The organism is Sphingomonas sp. UBA978, from assembly GCF_002292295.1.
Taxonomy (GTDB): Bacteria; Pseudomonadota; Alphaproteobacteria; order Sphingomonadales; family Sphingomonadaceae; genus Sphingomonas.
The window spans coordinates 83,198-98,279 of record NZ_DBBS01000015.1 but is presented as its reverse complement, the minus strand read 5'-3'; the positions used below and the strand labels follow the sequence as shown (position 1 = coordinate 98,279).

At 62.2% G+C, this 15,082-nt stretch carries 22 protein-coding genes; 10 read left to right on the top strand and 12 right to left on the bottom strand.

From position 1 onward, the window contains the following. Positions 1–161 precede the first annotated feature (161 nt). From B2515_RS08170 to B2515_RS08160, 3 genes are read left to right on the top strand one after another with little or no spacing between them, the layout of a single operon-like run. Positions 162–914 (top strand): hypothetical protein, encoded by a 753-nt coding sequence (locus B2515_RS08170; RefSeq protein ID WP_293875620.1) that lies wholly within the window; start codon positions 162–164, stop codon positions 912–914. A 1-nt stretch (position 915) separates the two neighbouring features. Next, on the top strand, positions 916–2,076 hold the full coding sequence (locus B2515_RS08165) for a M48 family metallopeptidase (protein WP_293875619.1): 1,161 nt from the start codon (positions 916–918) through the stop codon (positions 2,074–2,076). Positions 2,077–2,084: 8 nt separating this feature from the next. After that, a complete protein-coding gene (locus B2515_RS08160) occupies positions 2,085–2,678 on the top strand; it encodes a hypothetical protein (protein ID WP_293875618.1) in 594 nt (197 codons plus the stop codon). A gap of 57 nt (positions 2,679–2,735) precedes the next feature. On the opposite strand, the gene B2515_RS08155 is transcribed toward B2515_RS08160, so the two are convergent. Next, the gene (locus B2515_RS08155) at positions 2,736–2,888 is read right to left on the bottom strand and encodes a hypothetical protein (protein WP_293875616.1); all 153 of its coding nucleotides are present in this window, start codon (positions 2,886–2,888) and stop codon (positions 2,736–2,738) included. A 571-nt stretch (positions 2,889–3,459) separates the two neighbouring features. On the opposite strand from B2515_RS08155, the gene B2515_RS08150 reads away from it, so the two are divergent. The 6 genes from B2515_RS08150 to B2515_RS08125 all read left to right on the top strand — a co-directional run bounded on the left by B2515_RS08150 (position 3,460) and on the right by B2515_RS08125 (position 5,952). Beyond that, a complete protein-coding gene (locus B2515_RS08150; RefSeq protein WP_293875614.1) occupies positions 3,460–3,606 on the top strand; it encodes a hypothetical protein in 147 nt (48 codons plus the stop codon). Further along, the gene (locus tag B2515_RS08145; RefSeq protein WP_293875612.1) at positions 3,594–4,325 is read left to right on the top strand and encodes a hypothetical protein; all 732 of its coding nucleotides are present in this window, start codon (positions 3,594–3,596) and stop codon (positions 4,323–4,325) included. Before B2515_RS08150 ends, B2515_RS08145 begins: the two co-directional genes overlap by 13 nt. Continuing rightward, complete coding sequence (locus B2515_RS08140; protein ID WP_293875611.1) at positions 4,322–4,582, top strand: hypothetical protein; 261 nt, start codon at positions 4,322–4,324, stop codon at positions 4,580–4,582. The genes B2515_RS08145 and B2515_RS08140 overlap by 4 nt, the downstream gene beginning before the upstream one ends. 261 nt (positions 4,583–4,843) lie before the next feature. Next, entirely contained in the window at positions 4,844–5,308 is a 465-nt protein-coding gene (locus B2515_RS08135; protein WP_293875609.1) for a hypothetical protein, read from the top strand. A 134-nt stretch (positions 5,309–5,442) separates the two neighbouring features. Continuing rightward, entirely contained in the window at positions 5,443–5,664 is a 222-nt protein-coding gene (locus B2515_RS08130) for a hypothetical protein (protein ID WP_293875607.1), read from the top strand. Positions 5,665–5,721: 57 nt separating this feature from the next. Next, positions 5,722–5,952 (top strand): hypothetical protein, encoded by a 231-nt coding sequence (locus B2515_RS08125; protein WP_293875605.1) that lies wholly within the window; start codon positions 5,722–5,724, stop codon positions 5,950–5,952. 423 nt (positions 5,953–6,375) lie between these two features. Here the strand turns inward: B2515_RS08125 and B2515_RS08120 are convergent, their stop codons facing one another. Genes B2515_RS08120 through B2515_RS08105 form a run of 4 tightly spaced genes read right to left on the bottom strand, consistent with a single transcriptional unit; the run spans position 6,376 to position 7,620 of the window. Next, entirely contained in the window at positions 6,376–6,597 is a 222-nt protein-coding gene (locus tag B2515_RS08120) for a hypothetical protein (RefSeq protein WP_293875603.1), read from the bottom strand. Next, positions 6,594–6,956 (bottom strand): hypothetical protein, encoded by a 363-nt coding sequence (locus B2515_RS08115; protein ID WP_293875601.1) that lies wholly within the window; start codon positions 6,954–6,956, stop codon positions 6,594–6,596. The genes B2515_RS08120 and B2515_RS08115 overlap by 4 nt, the downstream gene beginning before the upstream one ends. Continuing rightward, complete coding sequence (locus tag B2515_RS08110; RefSeq protein ID WP_293875599.1) at positions 6,953–7,189, bottom strand: hypothetical protein; 237 nt, start codon at positions 7,187–7,189, stop codon at positions 6,953–6,955. The genes B2515_RS08115 and B2515_RS08110 overlap by 4 nt, the downstream gene beginning before the upstream one ends. Further along, positions 7,186–7,620: a hypothetical protein gene (locus B2515_RS08105; protein ID WP_293875597.1), complete on the bottom strand. Its 435-nt coding sequence runs from the start codon at positions 7,618–7,620 to the stop codon at positions 7,186–7,188. Before B2515_RS08105 ends, B2515_RS08110 begins: the two co-directional genes overlap by 4 nt. Before the next feature lie 290 nt (positions 7,621–7,910). On the opposite strand from B2515_RS08105, the gene B2515_RS08100 reads away from it, so the two are divergent. Beyond that, complete coding sequence (locus tag B2515_RS08100; RefSeq protein ID WP_293875595.1) at positions 7,911–8,327, top strand: hypothetical protein; 417 nt, start codon at positions 7,911–7,913, stop codon at positions 8,325–8,327. Between the two features lie 16 nt (positions 8,328–8,343). On the opposite strand, the gene B2515_RS08095 is transcribed toward B2515_RS08100, so the two are convergent. The 7 genes from B2515_RS08095 to B2515_RS08065 all read right to left on the bottom strand — a co-directional run bounded on the left by B2515_RS08095 (position 8,344) and on the right by B2515_RS08065 (position 15,073). Next, positions 8,344–8,766 carry a hypothetical protein gene (locus B2515_RS08095; protein WP_293875593.1) on the bottom strand — a complete coding sequence of 141 codons (423 nt, stop codon included), beginning with the start codon at positions 8,764–8,766 and terminating at the stop codon, positions 8,344–8,346. After that, positions 8,756–9,076 carry a hypothetical protein gene (locus B2515_RS08090; RefSeq protein WP_293875591.1) on the bottom strand — a complete coding sequence of 107 codons (321 nt, stop codon included), beginning with the start codon at positions 9,074–9,076 and terminating at the stop codon, positions 8,756–8,758. Before B2515_RS08090 ends, B2515_RS08095 begins: the two co-directional genes overlap by 11 nt. Positions 9,077–9,116: 40 nt before the next feature. Then, positions 9,117–10,898: a hypothetical protein gene (locus B2515_RS08085; RefSeq protein ID WP_293875589.1), complete on the bottom strand. Its 1,782-nt coding sequence runs from the start codon at positions 10,896–10,898 to the stop codon at positions 9,117–9,119. Between the two features lie 257 nt (positions 10,899–11,155). Further along, positions 11,156–13,309, bottom strand: coding sequence for a hypothetical protein (locus B2515_RS08080; protein WP_414711376.1), 2,154 nt, complete (start codon positions 13,307–13,309; stop codon positions 11,156–11,158). Positions 13,310–13,317: 8 nt separating this feature from the next. Then, a complete protein-coding gene (locus B2515_RS08075; protein ID WP_293875585.1) occupies positions 13,318–13,983 on the bottom strand; it encodes a hypothetical protein in 666 nt (221 codons plus the stop codon). Positions 13,984–14,039: 56 nt separating this feature from the next. Further along, positions 14,040–14,426 (bottom strand): hypothetical protein, encoded by a 387-nt coding sequence (locus B2515_RS08070; RefSeq protein WP_293875583.1) that lies wholly within the window; start codon positions 14,424–14,426, stop codon positions 14,040–14,042. Beyond that, positions 14,423–15,073 carry a hypothetical protein gene (locus tag B2515_RS08065; protein WP_293875581.1) on the bottom strand — a complete coding sequence of 217 codons (651 nt, stop codon included), beginning with the start codon at positions 15,071–15,073 and terminating at the stop codon, positions 14,423–14,425. Before B2515_RS08065 ends, B2515_RS08070 begins: the two co-directional genes overlap by 4 nt. Between the last annotated feature and the right edge of the window lie 9 nt (positions 15,074–15,082).

The window sequence follows — 15,082 nt, the reverse complement described above, 5'->3', positions numbered from 1 at the left end:
GATTGGTGCCGACCGAACTGCACGCGGCTGCGGCGAAACCGCGCAGAGTTGCCGACAAGTCGAGCGGCATCATGCGGATAGATGAGCCGGCTTGGCTATCGTCGCGAACGTGATACCGTGACGACCAATCGCATGGGGGCATGTGATTCGGGGGAGGGATCATGAGACGGTTGGTATGCGCGGTCATCGCGGCGGTGGTTTCGGCCATGCTGGTTGCTGTCCCCGTACAGGCGCAGGAGAAGACGGGGGTAAAGCCGGGCTTCGAACTCCGGCCGGGGACTGCGCGGATCGTGTTGTTGCGCCCGTCGATCAAGGTCGGCGCACAATCGACCGCGGGGATGTTCGAACCGAATGCCGACTGGACGGCGCAGGCGCGCGAGAACATCGATGCCGCACTGGCGCAGGCACAGAACAGTCTCGGCAACACGGTCACCGATTACGTCGAACCGGTAAATGCCGACCCTGCGATACTGTCGGAATATCAGGCGTTGTTCGATGCGGTCGCCCAGTCCGTCATCGAATATCAGTTCTTTCCGGGCAACCGCCTGCCCACCAAGAAGCGCGACGGCCAGTTCGAATGGGGCCTCGGCGGGGATGTCGCCAAGCTGCCCGGTCTGGCCGGTGCGGATTATGCGCTGTTTGTGACGACCGAGGATCATTTCGGCTCGACCGGGCGCAAGGTGCTGCAGATCTTCGCGGCGCTTGCCCGGGTGCCGGTGACTGCGGGCGTCCACAAGGGCTTCGCCGGGCTGGTCGACCTGCGGACCGGCGAACTGGTCTGGCTGAATGCCGACATGCAGATGGGCGGCGACGTCCGCGAGTCGGATGGCGCGCAGAAACGCGTCCGCCAGCTGCTGGAGGGTTTCCCCGGCAAGCCGGCCGCGGCGCCGGTGACGGTCGCGTCGGCGCACTGACATGCGGCGGTGGGGGATCGCGGCGGCGCTCGCCTGCGTCGCGGTGCCGGCGCAGGGGTGGGCGGCGGACAAGGTGCCGCCGCTGCCGCCCTATGTCGCCGCCTATCAGCCGACCAACGTCGACGAGCGCGGCGCGTGGATGATGGCGGACGAGGAGGAACGGCATCTGCGCGACGCCGCCGACGTGATCCGCGACCCCGCGCTCAACGCCTATGTGCGCGGCGTGCTGTGCCGGACGGTGGGCGAGGACCGCTGTAACGCCGTGCGGCTCTACATCCTGCGCGTCCCCGCGTTCAACGCAACGATGAGCGCCAACGGCACCATGACGATCTGGTCGGGCGCGCTGCTGCGGCTACGCAGCGAGGCGGAGCTGGGCGCGGTGCTTGGCCATGAATTTGGCCATTTCGAGTTGCGCCATACCCTCAGCGGCTTCCGCAACCGGCGCAGCGGGACCGACCTGATGGCCTGGGCGTCGATCCTGATCGCGAACAGCAGCGCCCTGCAGATGAGCACGATCGGCGGCTTCTACGCCTTCGACCGCGCGCAGGAAACGTCGGCGGACATGATCGGCGTGCGCTATCTGGCGACGTCGCGCTATCCCTCCGCCGCCGCCGCCGACGTGTGGGAGCGGATCATGGGGGAGGCGGACGCGACCGCGATCGGGCGGCACCGCAAGGCGAACCAGCGCTATGCCGCGGGCTTCTTCGCCACCCATCCCACCAGTCTGGCGCGCGCGACCTATCTGCGCGACGCGGCGCAGGCGATCGCCGACGGCGGCTCGGCGGAGGGCAATGCCTATCGCGCCGCGCTGGCGCCTTGGCTCCCGACCTTTCTCGCCGATCAGGTGAAGCTCAACGATTTCGGCGGCAGCGAATTTGTCCTCGCCCAGCTGGCGGCGGACGGCTGGACGACGCCGCTGCTGTTCGCCCGCGGCGAATTGTATCGCGAGCGCGGCAATCCGCGCGATCTGGTCGCGGCGGCGGGCTTCTATCAGCAGGCGATCGATCGCGGCGACGCCCCGGCGGAGGCGTATCGCGGGCTCGGCCTGGCGCTCCTGCGCGGCCAGCAGGCCGGGCCCGCGGGGATCGCGCTGCGCGAATATCTGCGGCGCAAGCCCGACGCCGCCGACGCTCCGCTCATTACCACGCTGGTTGCTTCATGAGGTTCGTGATGTCCGTTCGCCGCTTCGTCCTGTCCGTCGCCGCCGCTGCGCTGCTGGTCGCTCCTGCCGTTGCCGGCAACAAACTGATCCTGCCCGGCGCGCGGATCGCGGTGGCGAAGTCGACGCTGACCGTGCAACCCGCGTCGGAATGGAACCGGCTCGGCGCGCGGCCCGGCCGCAACGCCGAGACCTGGACGCTGGACGGCGACGCGCTCAACGACCTCACCTTCTACGGCGGGATCGAAAGCGGCAAGACGCTGTTCCGCGACACCGACAGGAAGAACCAGCCGCTGCCGCAGGTGTCGGCGACGATGCTGGTCACCGACATTCCGGCGCTGGTCGAGAACAGCTATCGTATCGCGCTGGGGACGGCATCGATGAGCATCGGCACGGTCGAGCCGGTCGCGTTCGCCGGCGGCAAGGGCGTGCGCTTCACCTATGCCTTCACCCGACAGGGCGAAACGCTCCGCCGTCGCGGCGAGGGGCGCGGGGCGATGATCGGCGGGCGCCTCTACCTCATCACCTACGAGGCGCCGGCGCTGCATTATTACGACCGCAGCCTCGCCGCGGCGCGGCAGGTCGCCGACAGCGCACGATTGTAGGGGAGGCTGTTCCGGAAAACGACGCCCTCGCCTAGCATGCGATAAAGGCGTGTCGGGTCAGAGGTTCCGGCACGTCTGGCATAGCGGCAAACCGCCCGTGCCGCCGATGCGATTGCGCGTTTCGATATTGTTGCCCACCGTGCACTGGTTGTTGTCGTGATGGACGCCTGTTCCCGGCAGCTTCGACCGGAATGCGCTTACCTTTGCCATGTAAATTATCCCTCTTGCGGAGATGCCGCGATAATTAACAGGCTGGCCGACCACCACGTAAGATTGATCCAAAACCGTTGGTTTTCAGCGAGATGATATCATGTTGCACGCCGATGCTCACAGAGCCTTTGGCGCGCGGGCCTGGGAAATCTGCCAAGAATGGTGCCGGTTGCAGGAATCGAACCCGCGACCTTCGGTTTACAAAACCCGTGGTAGTATGCCGGACAGGAGGGAAGGGCGCCGATAACGGCTGAAACCCTTCCGGTTTGTTCGGTTTACGTTTCGCCATTGCGAGCTTCATGGGTGCGCGGTGCACCTAGGAGCAAAGGTTGCCCGCCCCGCGGCAAACGGGACGGGCGATCACAACGCAATGGAGGTGCGTGTGACCGAGGATTTATATAGCCCGCCGCTCCCCGAAGGACAGGGCCGCGTACTAGCTGGCGTCCGTGCTCATTTTTGCGCAGCACACCGAAAGCCCGGTGGCTCATGGCATGGCCACACTTGGACGGTGATAGCATGGTGGCCGGCTGGTCCTTCTGCAGAGCAGCTTCAGGATCGTCTCCGTAATTGCTTGGCCAAATACGACGACGATACGCTTCCGCCCGAGTTATTCAGCGGCGAGGCAATCGCAGCCGACATCGCGCAGCGCCTTGCTAATGTGGTGCAGATCGATGTCATCCGGGAGGCGGAAGGCATCTACGCTCGGTGGGTAGCCTGATGGCGCATCCTGACATCTACCATGTGACGCCGATCACCCGGAACGAGGCCTTGGTGGCGGTGTGCAAGCCTCGCCCTCGCAATCTGCTCGTCAGCATGTATCGACCAGACCAGCTACAACTTGCGCAAATCAACGGCGCGAAGCTGCTAGCAGATCATGGTCGCTTCTCAACATGGATAGCGGCGATGCGAGCCGGGAAGGACTGGTCCGACAGCGATGTGCCGCGCGACGTCTATTATCGCTGGCTAGAGCCGTGGATTTGGGGCGACCGTGCGACGGCGATCATGCCCGACATTCCTGGTGCGCCTTCCCAGCTCAACGATAGCGAGTTGTTGGATTGGCCCTTTCCGATCGAGAAGGGTTTGCCGGTCTATCATATGGACGGACCGATCGCCCGCTTCGGTCGACTGCTAGCTATATATCCGCGGGTGGCGATGGGTTGGATCGGCGACCCAAAGCGGGAGCCGGTCGGCTGTGAGGCATATCTGCGGCGGATTGATGAGATCGAGGCGGAGCTTGGGCCTGACATCTGGCCGCACGTGCACATGCTGCGAGGTGTCGCCGTAGCAGGCGTCCGCCCCTTTCGCCGCAGCCGACAGCAGCAGCCTCGGTCAAAACGGACACCGGCACGACTGGCTCGATACGCATCCACACTACGGCAAGCCGGAAAAGTGGCGGGGGCGGCGGATTTACGCAGATCATTTGGAGGGCAACGATGAGTGATGGAAATGCCGACCGCCCCAAGGGCTTCACGGTCAACGGGTTCGAGGACAGATTTTGCGTCACCCGACGCGACGGCCATCCGATCAGCGCCAAGGCTCGCTATTTAGTTTTGGACTATAGCGGGCGCGATCCTCACGCGCAGAAGGCCATCGCTGCCTATGCGGAAAGCATTGAGGGCGAGAACCCGCAGATGGCGGCCGACCTACGCGACGCGCTAGTCAACCCCGAACGCTATCCGGCGCAACACCTGTGAAGCGCGATTGGACATCCGAGGAAACGAACGCGGCCCGCAGCCTGCGGGATAGCGGGCTGGCCTATGCCATCATCGGTGCGCGGGTCGGCCGGTCGGGGCAGGGGGTGAAGCGTCACCTCCAGTACCGCGACGAGTACCCGGATGCGATCGGCCGTGGTCGTCGCTCAAGGTCCGCAGCATGACCGACCCCCGCCTCCTATCCGAACTCGCCGCAGCAATGGGCCTCCCAGCACCGGTGAGCCTGCCGAAGGATGAACGAGTATGACAAGAGATGAAGCGGCCGCGCTGTTGAACGGCTTCGAATATCCTGCCCGCGAGATCGAGCAGCATCACAAGACACTAGCAGCGGCCGGACTAGTCGCGGCGTTCGGCATGTCGGACGATCTGCTGGAGTTCCGCGGCGCGATCTATGATGAGGTCGGCGCATACGACGGCACCGCGGCGTTGATCGATACCGAGGGCCTTATCCCGTCGTTTAATGCCGTCAGTGATGAGGGCGACGAAACGCAGATGGCAGCCTACTTCCGCCGCAAGCCCAACGGCGTCGGCATCGAGGCGCTGTGGTCACCTGACGAGATCGACGCCTCGTGGCTGATCAAGACGCCGATCCCTCACGCGACGTTCGACATTCTAGAGGATGGCGATCTGTTCTGCCGGGGCGTCGTGTTCGCTCTCGTCGATGCCACGCCTGCAAAGGCTGGTGGACAACCGGGTGCCGCCAGCTAGAATCACCGTCTCGCCATCGTCAGTGTCCTTTGCTGTTGCAGTCGGGCCGCGATCTCTGAAGGGGCGTCAGCTACGGTTGGCGCCCCGATTGCGTTTCGCGCTGGCGAGCATAAGCTAGCGGCAAGGAGACACCTATGCCTTTCCAGAAGCCGCTAGAGAACGAAGGCCAGTACGATCCGCGGCAGGAGCCGGTCAGTCTCCACACCGCGCTAGACCACCTGCGCCGCTTCCGCGCGACCTTCAACGCTGGCGAGCCGGTGGACGAGGAAAGCGAACTGACCGCAGACGATCTAACGGCAATCATCAACGCGGTGGAGGCGTTCGGGGATGATGTCGTCGCAGGTGATCCATCCTAGCGACTCACCGATCGTTCCTGTTACGTTCTGCCGATGTACGCAATCCACCCCGCCACCATGAAGCACGCCGACGACATGGTGCATCCACTGCTCGACCAGTTCGCTTACGACTACCACCTCAATCTGCCGCGGAACCTCTGCGCGTCAGTCGGGGTAACGGTTGACCTAACTGTCCAGCGCGTGCCGTGGGAGCAAGATACCCCGGAGATGCGCGAGCAGTTTCGCGATCTGGCGCGGCGGTTCATCGATGGTGATGAGCGGCTGGCTATCTGGCGACTGGTGGGGTGATCGTCGTTTGCTCGCGCGGGGTCATGGGGCGCGGATAGCATGGTGAGGCGGCGGTGTGGGACTCGAACCCTACGGCGCGACATCAGCGCTATCACCAACCCGTCGTGTCCTTCGGGACACCACCACCTCAACATGCCGCGCTGCCGTATACATGCGGAGTTTCACCGCCCCGGAGTCTCAGTCACCTCGTCCGTGCTTCTCGGCTCACGAACAGCGCAGCTTGCTGCGGACTGGTCAGCCACTCGCTTCCCATCCCGGCTTCCAAAATTGGCCTTGGTCCAAACGGTCCCTGCGGTTTTGCAGACACCTCCCAACACTTCATCTCGGTCACGGGCCATAGCCTTGTCCGCTGTGTCCGCAGCCCCACCCATATAGCATCACCGGAACGCAAGGTGAATCCCTGCCGTTCGTGCTTTCGAGTAGCTAAGCCATGCCTTCGGGATACTCAAACGACGGCACCACCCCCGTCACCCAATCCAGATAATCGTACGCCACCACCTGCCGCGTGAACGACGGGCTGACCTTGCGATGCGCGCCGTCAGCCTCGACCCACACGGACCACTGGCCATCGTGCAGCTTCGTGTATGCGCGTCCGCCTGCCGGAATCTCAGGGGGCGATCGACCCAGCAGGCGGGAGAGGTTCACTTGAGCCCCAGAACCTTCAGGATCAGCGAGCCGACCGTCTCGGCCTTCTTGCTGGCGACCTGATTGAAGATGCTCTGCACCAGCTCACGCGCGATGTCGGCGACCTCCGTCTCGGCCTTCTTCAGCCCGCCTTCCGCGAGCAGGCCGACGACCAGCGGCAGCGTCGTGGTGACGACCGTCTCGAACTTCTGTGCGCCGGTCATGGTGCTGCTCGACAGGGCCTTGATGTCCGCGGCGACGGTCGCCCCGATCGCGGTCTGCTTCAGCGCGGCGACGGCCTTCTGCGCGTCGGTCAGTTCGATGATCGTGGCGACGTTCTTCTTGCTGAAGATGGCGCCGATTTTCTTGAAGATGCTCATGGTTGTTCCTTCGTTGCGATGGGGTCAGTAGGGGTGCCGGTCGGCTCGATCGGCCGGCTGGTCGGGATGCGTAGGATGCCGATCAGGCCGCCGGTGATGGTGCCGAGGCCGAAGACCTCCGCCTTGCCGAGCAATTCCGGCACGCGCGCCGCGGCGACGATCGCGATGGCGAACACCAGCGCGAGGGTCGCCAGCGTGGCAAGGTAGGCGATCAGCTGTTCGCGGGCGGTCATCGCGCCCAATCTCCGGTCTTCTTGTTAAGCCAAGCCAGGAACTGCCCGACGGTTTTTCCCTGAAGGATCGACGGGTTCGCCTTGGTCGCGTTCGGTCCGGCGATCAGATCCGCGCGGGCGTTGACGTCGGCCTTGATGACCTTGGCTGCCATGCCGGCGCCGAAGAAGTGCGCGGCATACAGCGACGCCTTGTTGATCGGAATGCCGGCCTTCACCAACACCGCGGCGTTCTTGGCGGTGAACGTCTTGGCTCGCTGTGTCTGCTCATCGCGGGTTGGCTTCAGGCCGCCGAACGGCAGTTTGGCATCGGCGCCCCACTTGCCGCCCTCGCCGATCCACGTCGCCTTCAGGAACTGGTACAGACCCGATCCGGTCGACGTCGGCGCCTTGGCCAGCGGGTTGTTGCCGGACTCGATTTTGGCGAGCATCATCCAGTAATCGTCTGGTATTTGCGTCATGCGGACAACTCCTTCATTGACCACTGGCTCGCGATTCGGCAGACAGGGTCATGGTTTTCAAGAAAGCTCCGCGCCAAAACTTGGTAGGTCTTAAGTTTGGAAAATGGACGGTGCTTGAGCAGCATCCGGCTGGAGCGGACAGAAAGTATCGAGCGACAGCACGATGCGAATGCGGCGCCATAGGAACGCCGCGTGAGCACTCGCTTGTTTCTGGTGGGTCGAAAGCCTGCGGCGGCTGCATCGATAGACCCAAGCGACATCCAATGAACGGTACGAGGCTGCATCGGATTTGGGGCGGGATGGTCGCGCGCTGTCAGCGGGACAGCCACACAAGCTTCGAACGTTATGGCGGCAAGGGGATTACCGTTTGCGAAAACTGGAAGAGCTTCGACGTATTTTTGAAGTGGGCTGCCGAGAGTGGTTATCGCGACGACCTGACGCTTGATCGCGTCGACAACGCTCAGGGCTATCAGCCAAGCAACTGCCGCTGGGCTACGCGAAAAGAGCAATCCGCTAATCGTGCCACTGTGTTGAAGCGCAGCGACGGCACGCCGTGGTTTCAAATTGCGGAGATGAATGGGATCGACAAGCATCTTTACAGCGGCCGGGTCCGGCATGGCTGGCCGCCAGAAAAGGCGGCGACACAACCTAAGCGCATCTTGGCCAGCAGGGGCCAGTAGTCGTCGGGTATCTGCGTCATGCTGTCGGCTCCTTCGCCGTCGTGATTTCTGCTGCGTGGATCGTGGCCTTCTCGACCGCCTCCGCTTCCATCTGGGTTGCCCGCATCGCCTTGATCTTCGCCGCGGCAGCCGCCGCCTTGCTCGGGTCCATCTCGATCATCAGCAGCAGGGCATCGAGGCATTGCGACAGGTTGTTGATGCGATGGCGGTCCGACGCGCGTTCGGCTTCCAGCTTCGCAATCGCACGCCGCATCCCGTCCATTTCTTTGGCGCGCTCCGTCAGCAGATTGGCTTCCCGCTCGTTCGCGATCTTCTTCAGCGTCGGGCGTGTGCGGATGATGGCGACGAACACACCGCCGATGAGGAGGTTAGCCAACCCCATAAGAGCGGCGGTCCATGTCCAGCCGTGGACGGCTACCGGGATCGCGCTATTCGCCATCGTTATGAACCCGCTGCGCCATAGGGATTCCGCGGCCATAGGTTCGGCCAAGCTTCAGAATGAACAGCGCGAGCGCAGCACTGAGCGTCAGCAACGAGTTCATGAGCGGATCTGACGGCGAGGAATGCGCGCGCGGCCCGAACACCCAGTACAGGTTGAACCCGATAAAAACGAAAGCGGTCGCGGCGCAGGCGAGGCGCATCGGGTCGCCGTACCGCGCCTGTGCTGTCGTTGCGCTCCAGGCACCCGGCAGCATGTAGACGAGCATAATGCCCCAAGTGATCAGGTTGAGGATGCGCAGGGCGGTCATCTCAACTGTCTACGAAAAGTGCGGGCGAAGCGGACGAGGATCATGCCGCAATCACCGACTGCCGCACAGCCGCGCCCGTGAACGTCAGACCGATGTTGCCGTAGCCGGTGACCAGCCAGTTGTTCTCGGTCCCGCGCTGGCGGGTCATCTCGACGTTGCCGATGACTTTGCAGCCGATCAGTTCGAGAACGTCGGTCTGCCCCGTGCCGAACGATTGCAGGTTGACCGCCGTAGCCGACGCGCCGGCCGTGCTTTCGAGCAGGCACCCAATGAGCGTGACACGCGCCGCGTCCGGCTGCGGAGTTGGCAGCGTGGGGGGTGTGGTGCCTTCGTCGTTCGTGTTGTGCGCGAGATATGCGGTCGGCCCGCGGAAAATCGAGAAGTTGTGGATGCGCCGCTCGCCCGGCCACGTGCCTGACCCAAACGGGACGATCGAGGCCCAGATGACGTTCGGGTCATTGCCCTGGCTGGTCTGATAGTCACGCGCTTCCTGGTTGCCGAAATGCTCCCATTCGCAGTTGTAATCGACCAGCTTGTTGTAGGATTCGTTCGGGTTGTCCGTGTGCGTCGCATAGCGCATGTTCTGCGCGGTGACCCGTAGGTTGGTCAGCACTGATCGCGAATGCCACCGCAGCGTTGAGTTCTGCGTGATGAGGGCAGGCGACGTGCTGGGAGCCTGATAACCCTTCAGCCACACGCGGGCAGGACCGACACCCTCCAGATCGATGTAATCCTTCGGCGTCAGCTCAATGCACGGCCAGCTGCCATCACCCGTGTTCGGGTAGATTTTGACGACATACGGCTTCGTCGCGCTGGCGTCCGTAATCCCGGCCATAGCCGCCGCGGGGCTGTTGAAGTCGCCGCCAGATGGCTTCACGGTTTTGATCGTCGGCGTGACGCTCTGCGCACCCTTGATCGCGCGGGCAATGTCGCGTTGCCGGGTAACGTTCGATGCCAGATCGGTTGCCGTCAGCAGGCCCGGCGCGTTCAGCACACGCAAGGCGATACCGCTGACCATCATCCACTGTTGCGCGCTCGTGGCGTTGGTATTCGCCAGCTGCACGAAGGCGAGGAACACCGCCTCATCGCCGCGCATGGTATAGCGGACACCGACAGTCGATCGGGATGCCGTCGCATCAAGCGGCAACGGGGTGGTTTCGCGGGCTTCGGACGCCCCCCCGATCGTCTGCACGATGAGCGTCATCGACAGCCCACGGTCATAGTTCGCTGACGTGTCGACCTGATAATAGAGGGCGACATCCGAGCCGGTCAGCGACGGACCCTCGACCTTGACGTTCACCAGCACCAGCGAATCGCGGCCCGATTGCCCGGACGGTATCGTAATGCCCAGCGGCCGGTTCAGCGTGTCCAGACGGGCGACGGCACCATTGGAATACTGCGGCTGGACGCCAGACGCCGATACGCCGGTGAGGAGGTCTCCGTCGATGGAGGTGACGAGGTTGGAGACGTTAGAGACGAGGCCGTTTACGGCATCTTGAACTTCAGAAATTTGCGGCTGCACCACGGAGGCCACACCCTGATACACCGTGTTATCGACCACCCAGCCAGAGCCGTCACGGCGGTAATAATCAGCCTCGTCGGCGGCCTTGCCTAGGGTTCCGATCGGCCGGGTGGTGTCGGCCGCACGCTCCGCACCAGTCGCGTAGTAAATGATACCAGCAATCGCGCCTGCTATGGCCGTGGTCGCACGCGCCTCCAAATTACCGAATGCCGCCAACACGCCCTCGCGCGAAGGCTCTTTCGCCGATGTCGGGGGGTTACCAAACAGGGCGTCCCGCAGAATATCGGTTGCTTCAGCCACGCCATCACCTTTGAAAGTATGCTGCTATGCCATACCTTCTTGCGCAACATTCTACAAGTCTGACGTAATAAATGGAAAGTCTCAGGTCGGTCGTGCAGCTGAAATCTGACTTCCATTTGTCATAGCAACGGCGACTGGTGCATCAACCATGTCAGGGGGTAGCCGTGTATCGTTGGCGTTCGCATCCACTGTGCCCATCGGAGCAAGTGAACCGTCAGCGAGGATGACGGCGCCGTCGATCATGTTCGGCTTAGCGCTCATGTCACTGTAGCGCTTGCAGGACCGGTGGGCGTGGCTTCCAGCATCCCGCCGTCAGTGGCAACGACCCAATAGTATTTTACCCCGGCAGCGACGGTGTCGGTGATTGACTGCACCTGCCCGACGCCACCGCCATAGCTGTCGATGATCTTGGTCGCGGCGCTGAACACGTTGGTCGTGCCGCGGTAAACGTCGGTCGAGAAGAACCTCAGATCGTTCGGGTTCTTCCACGTTACCGTGGCCTGTCCGGCGCCGCCCGTTGCGGTCAGGTTGGTCGATGGCGGCAGGACAGCGGTCGTGGACAAGACGTCGTACTCGAACGCTGGGCCGCGCCCTGCGGTGGTGACGTACCGATAGCGTACCGTATAGTCCTCGCCCTCCAGCAGCAGCCCGCTAGTCGCCGTCGTCTGATTGACCGACATGGACTGCCAAGGATCATCCTCGTTGCCGGTGATGGCCGATGTGAGAATATATTCGCCGACATAGGTTGCATCCGCACGGGGCAGGGCGGGGAAGTCAATGCGGATCGCACCGTCCGAGAGGTAGACGCTTTCGCCCGTGATGGCGGGGTAAGCGTCGGTAGTGCCCGAACCATCCACGATGGGGGCGGGCTGCTCTTCGCCGGGCAGAAGGGTCCAGCGGCTGGGATTGATGGGGACCGCACCGAACCCAGTGAAGATGCCCGCCGCATCCAGCTCGGCCGGCGTGGCAATCTCATAGATGCCGTCGAACGTGTTGTCGTAGCGGATCTCAACGATGCGCTCATGGCGGGCCTGTAGACCACGCAGATTGACGGTCGGACCAAGCTTGTGGCGCGGCTGCGAGCGCATGCCGATACCCTTTGCCAGCCGCATCGCCTGATTATGGTTCTGACATGCCTGAATCTCGACCGGCAGAAACTTGGGCGTTGTCAGCGGGTCATAATATAGCGGATTGAGCCACGCCGCGGAGGGCTGGACTGCGTAGTTTGCGGACGGCTCAGTGTATTTGACGATGACGCCCTGCGTCTCAGACTCGCCATCCTGAGCCTCGACCGATGACATAGCCATGATATCGCGGTTGCGGGAAAACGACAGGGTAGGGGCGTAGTAGTGCCCGACGAGGATGAACGATTTGCCTGTCTCGTCGAAAAAGATCATCGCGTCAGACGCCAGCAGGATCTCCTTTTCGGCATCCACCCGGCGCTTGCTGTCGACGATTGAAACCCCGGCCTCATACCGCGGCTGGTCGCCTTCGATCCCGGTGACAACCTGATCGCAGATATCAGCCTGCTCTGCGATGCGATCCCAGTTGATGTCGCTCTCTGGTTTTCCACGGCCGAACGGGTGAGTACGGAACCACGCCCATATAAGGGCGGCATTGCGGGTCGGCTTGTAGGTCGACCGATTGCCGAGAATCTGCGCTTCGTCGCGCGGGTCGTAGACGTTGGCCCAATCGCCGACCACGCTGACCGCGGGCTCACCCATGCCGAAGGGGCCGCGCCACCGGTAGATTTTGTACCGGTGTTCAACGTCGAGAGCATCCATGCAGATGACAGAATATGTCGTGCCAGCGAGCAGGTGCTCCGTCTGCGTCCACTGTGGGAGAGCCGCGGACAATTCGGCGATGCCAGGCGGGATTGGATTCGTCTCGCTATAGGTCGTCGTCCAGATGCGGACGTAGCCTTTACCCTGACCATCCGCGTCGGCCGGGTCTTTCGCCTTGTTGGTCTTGAGGCGAAATTCCTTGTTCAGGACATAGTGATCGGAGCCCAGTGTCACCGTCTCATCATCAAGGAAGTAGCTGTACGGCGAATGTAGAATCTCATCGCTGTGCACGACGATGTACCAAAATCGGCCTTGGGCGTCATACTCGCCGAACAACGCGCCGCCACCTGATCTAGAACGACCGGCGTGTAGCCAGCGTGGCGGGTCAGTGATCCGTACGTTGGTCTTGCCAGCCTCCATGTCGGGCGCTCGCTTCCCGCCAATCAACACAGCGGTCACGAGATACGTCCCAGCCGCGACAATGACCGTACCGATAAGGCTGGCGAGGAAAGTACCCGATGCCGCCGCGGCGCCCGAACCCGCCAGAGCGCCGGCGATCGTTGCCCCCCATCCGCCGCTGAAATAGACCAGCGCAGCTACCGCGACCAATGCGACGAGCTTCTTCAAAAAGCCCATTATGGCACCTGATATGTTCGGTTGGCGAGAAGGGCGAGGAACTCAGATCCTCGGTCAATGGGAACCCCCAGTTGCGCCGCTCTGCGCTTCTGCATCGTATCGGCGTAGGTTCGGTCCGGCGTTTCGCTGCGACCGTGATTGTTATCCTTCGCAGTGATGGACAGCGTATAGGTCTTCACGACGGCGCCTGACCCACTGCGAGCGATGGTTTCCGAAAACTTCGGGGAGAACATCGTCAACTCCTTATAAAAGGAGAGCGGCGTGCCGGGCCTCAAGCCCTCGCCTTCGATAAAAACGGCGAGAAAGCAGGTCAGCTTGCGGCCGAACACGTTTGCCTGCTCGCTCTTCAGCCCCTCGTACAGGTCAAGGATCTCAGCCTCTTGGCCGGGTATCGTCGGTATGTTGAAAGAGAACGTGTAGGACGCACTAGTGCCATCCCGTCCGTCTTGCAGCGAAGGCGTCCTATGTAAATTGCCGCCGTTCGCGTCGATCGTGCCGAGCCATTCGCGGCCCTCGCTGTCGATGAATGTGCCTTGGCCATCCCACAAAAAGACTGGTTCGTTCTTGAAGTCGTACAGCCAACATTTGCGTACGGTCAGGACGATGTCACCAACTTCGCTGGCGTCGCCTAGTGCGCTATCAATCTGGTCGTAGAAGGCACTCATGCCTTACCATAGCACGCAACAATGTTGCGCAAAACCGCATTAAAGTGAGAAGTGAGCTAGGCGGGGTCGACCCTGCTGACCCTAAGACACTGCTTTTTCAGCCTCTCGACGTCCTTCCCCGCGCCCTTCTGGCTTACCGGATGTCGGTAGAACAGCCGTAGGGTGGTCGTCGCGCCGTCGTTGCGCAGCTTGAACCTCTCCCAGGCATCGGGCCGTTTGCCCCAAGGCACGTCCACCGAATAATCGATGTCGTTTCCGCCATCGACCGGCAGCACCAGAACGGATCCGCCTTTATCGAGCGCTCGCGCTATGCAGGCAGTCGCTTCCGCAACGCTCATATCCAGCGTCGCCACATGCCCCCAGTCGCGATGCGGATAATCGGTGTCCTTATCCGCCGACGCGGTGGCAGCGAATCCGGCGAGGATGAGGATGGGCCATTTCATAGGGATAGGTTGGCACCGCGAGTGCCACGCTGCAACTTCTTACGTAGTCGAGCGATATCACGATCCCAATCGTCAGCCCAACCGCCTGCCTTGGCTTCCTCACAGAGTGCCAAGGCGCGTTCAAAGTTGCCGCGCTTCTCTTCGATTATCCGAAGCTGACGGAAGCAGTGATGTGAAGGAATGAACCCGAAAAACTTCTTGGCCTTCTCGGCAGCCTGTTCCTGTATCGCTATACAGGCCTCGCAAGCTGCAATCGCCCCTTCTAGGGCTCCTACCTCAGTGTCTCGCCAGCGGTACAAAGATATACACTGGTTCATCCACGCAAAGTGCTGGTCAAGGACCGGCATATCGTTGTGTAGAAGTTCTAAACCCTTTCGCGCGAAGGCTATAGCGCAATGCTGGTAGCCGGGCTTACTAAACCAGGGTGCGAGCAAAGACAGATGCCTAGCTGCTGTCGTAGATTCCAGATGGGTAAGCAGCTGCACTAGCGGCTGACGCTCTACGGCCGAGGCGCTAACATCGCCTATCTCCATGCTCAACGGAGAGTAGGTGGCTATCATCCATTCCCGATCGGCGTCAGAAAAGGTGTCCTGCCACCAAGCCAGTACGTCTTTGGTTATCGATTCCATGAAGGCCAGTTTGCGCAACGCTGACGG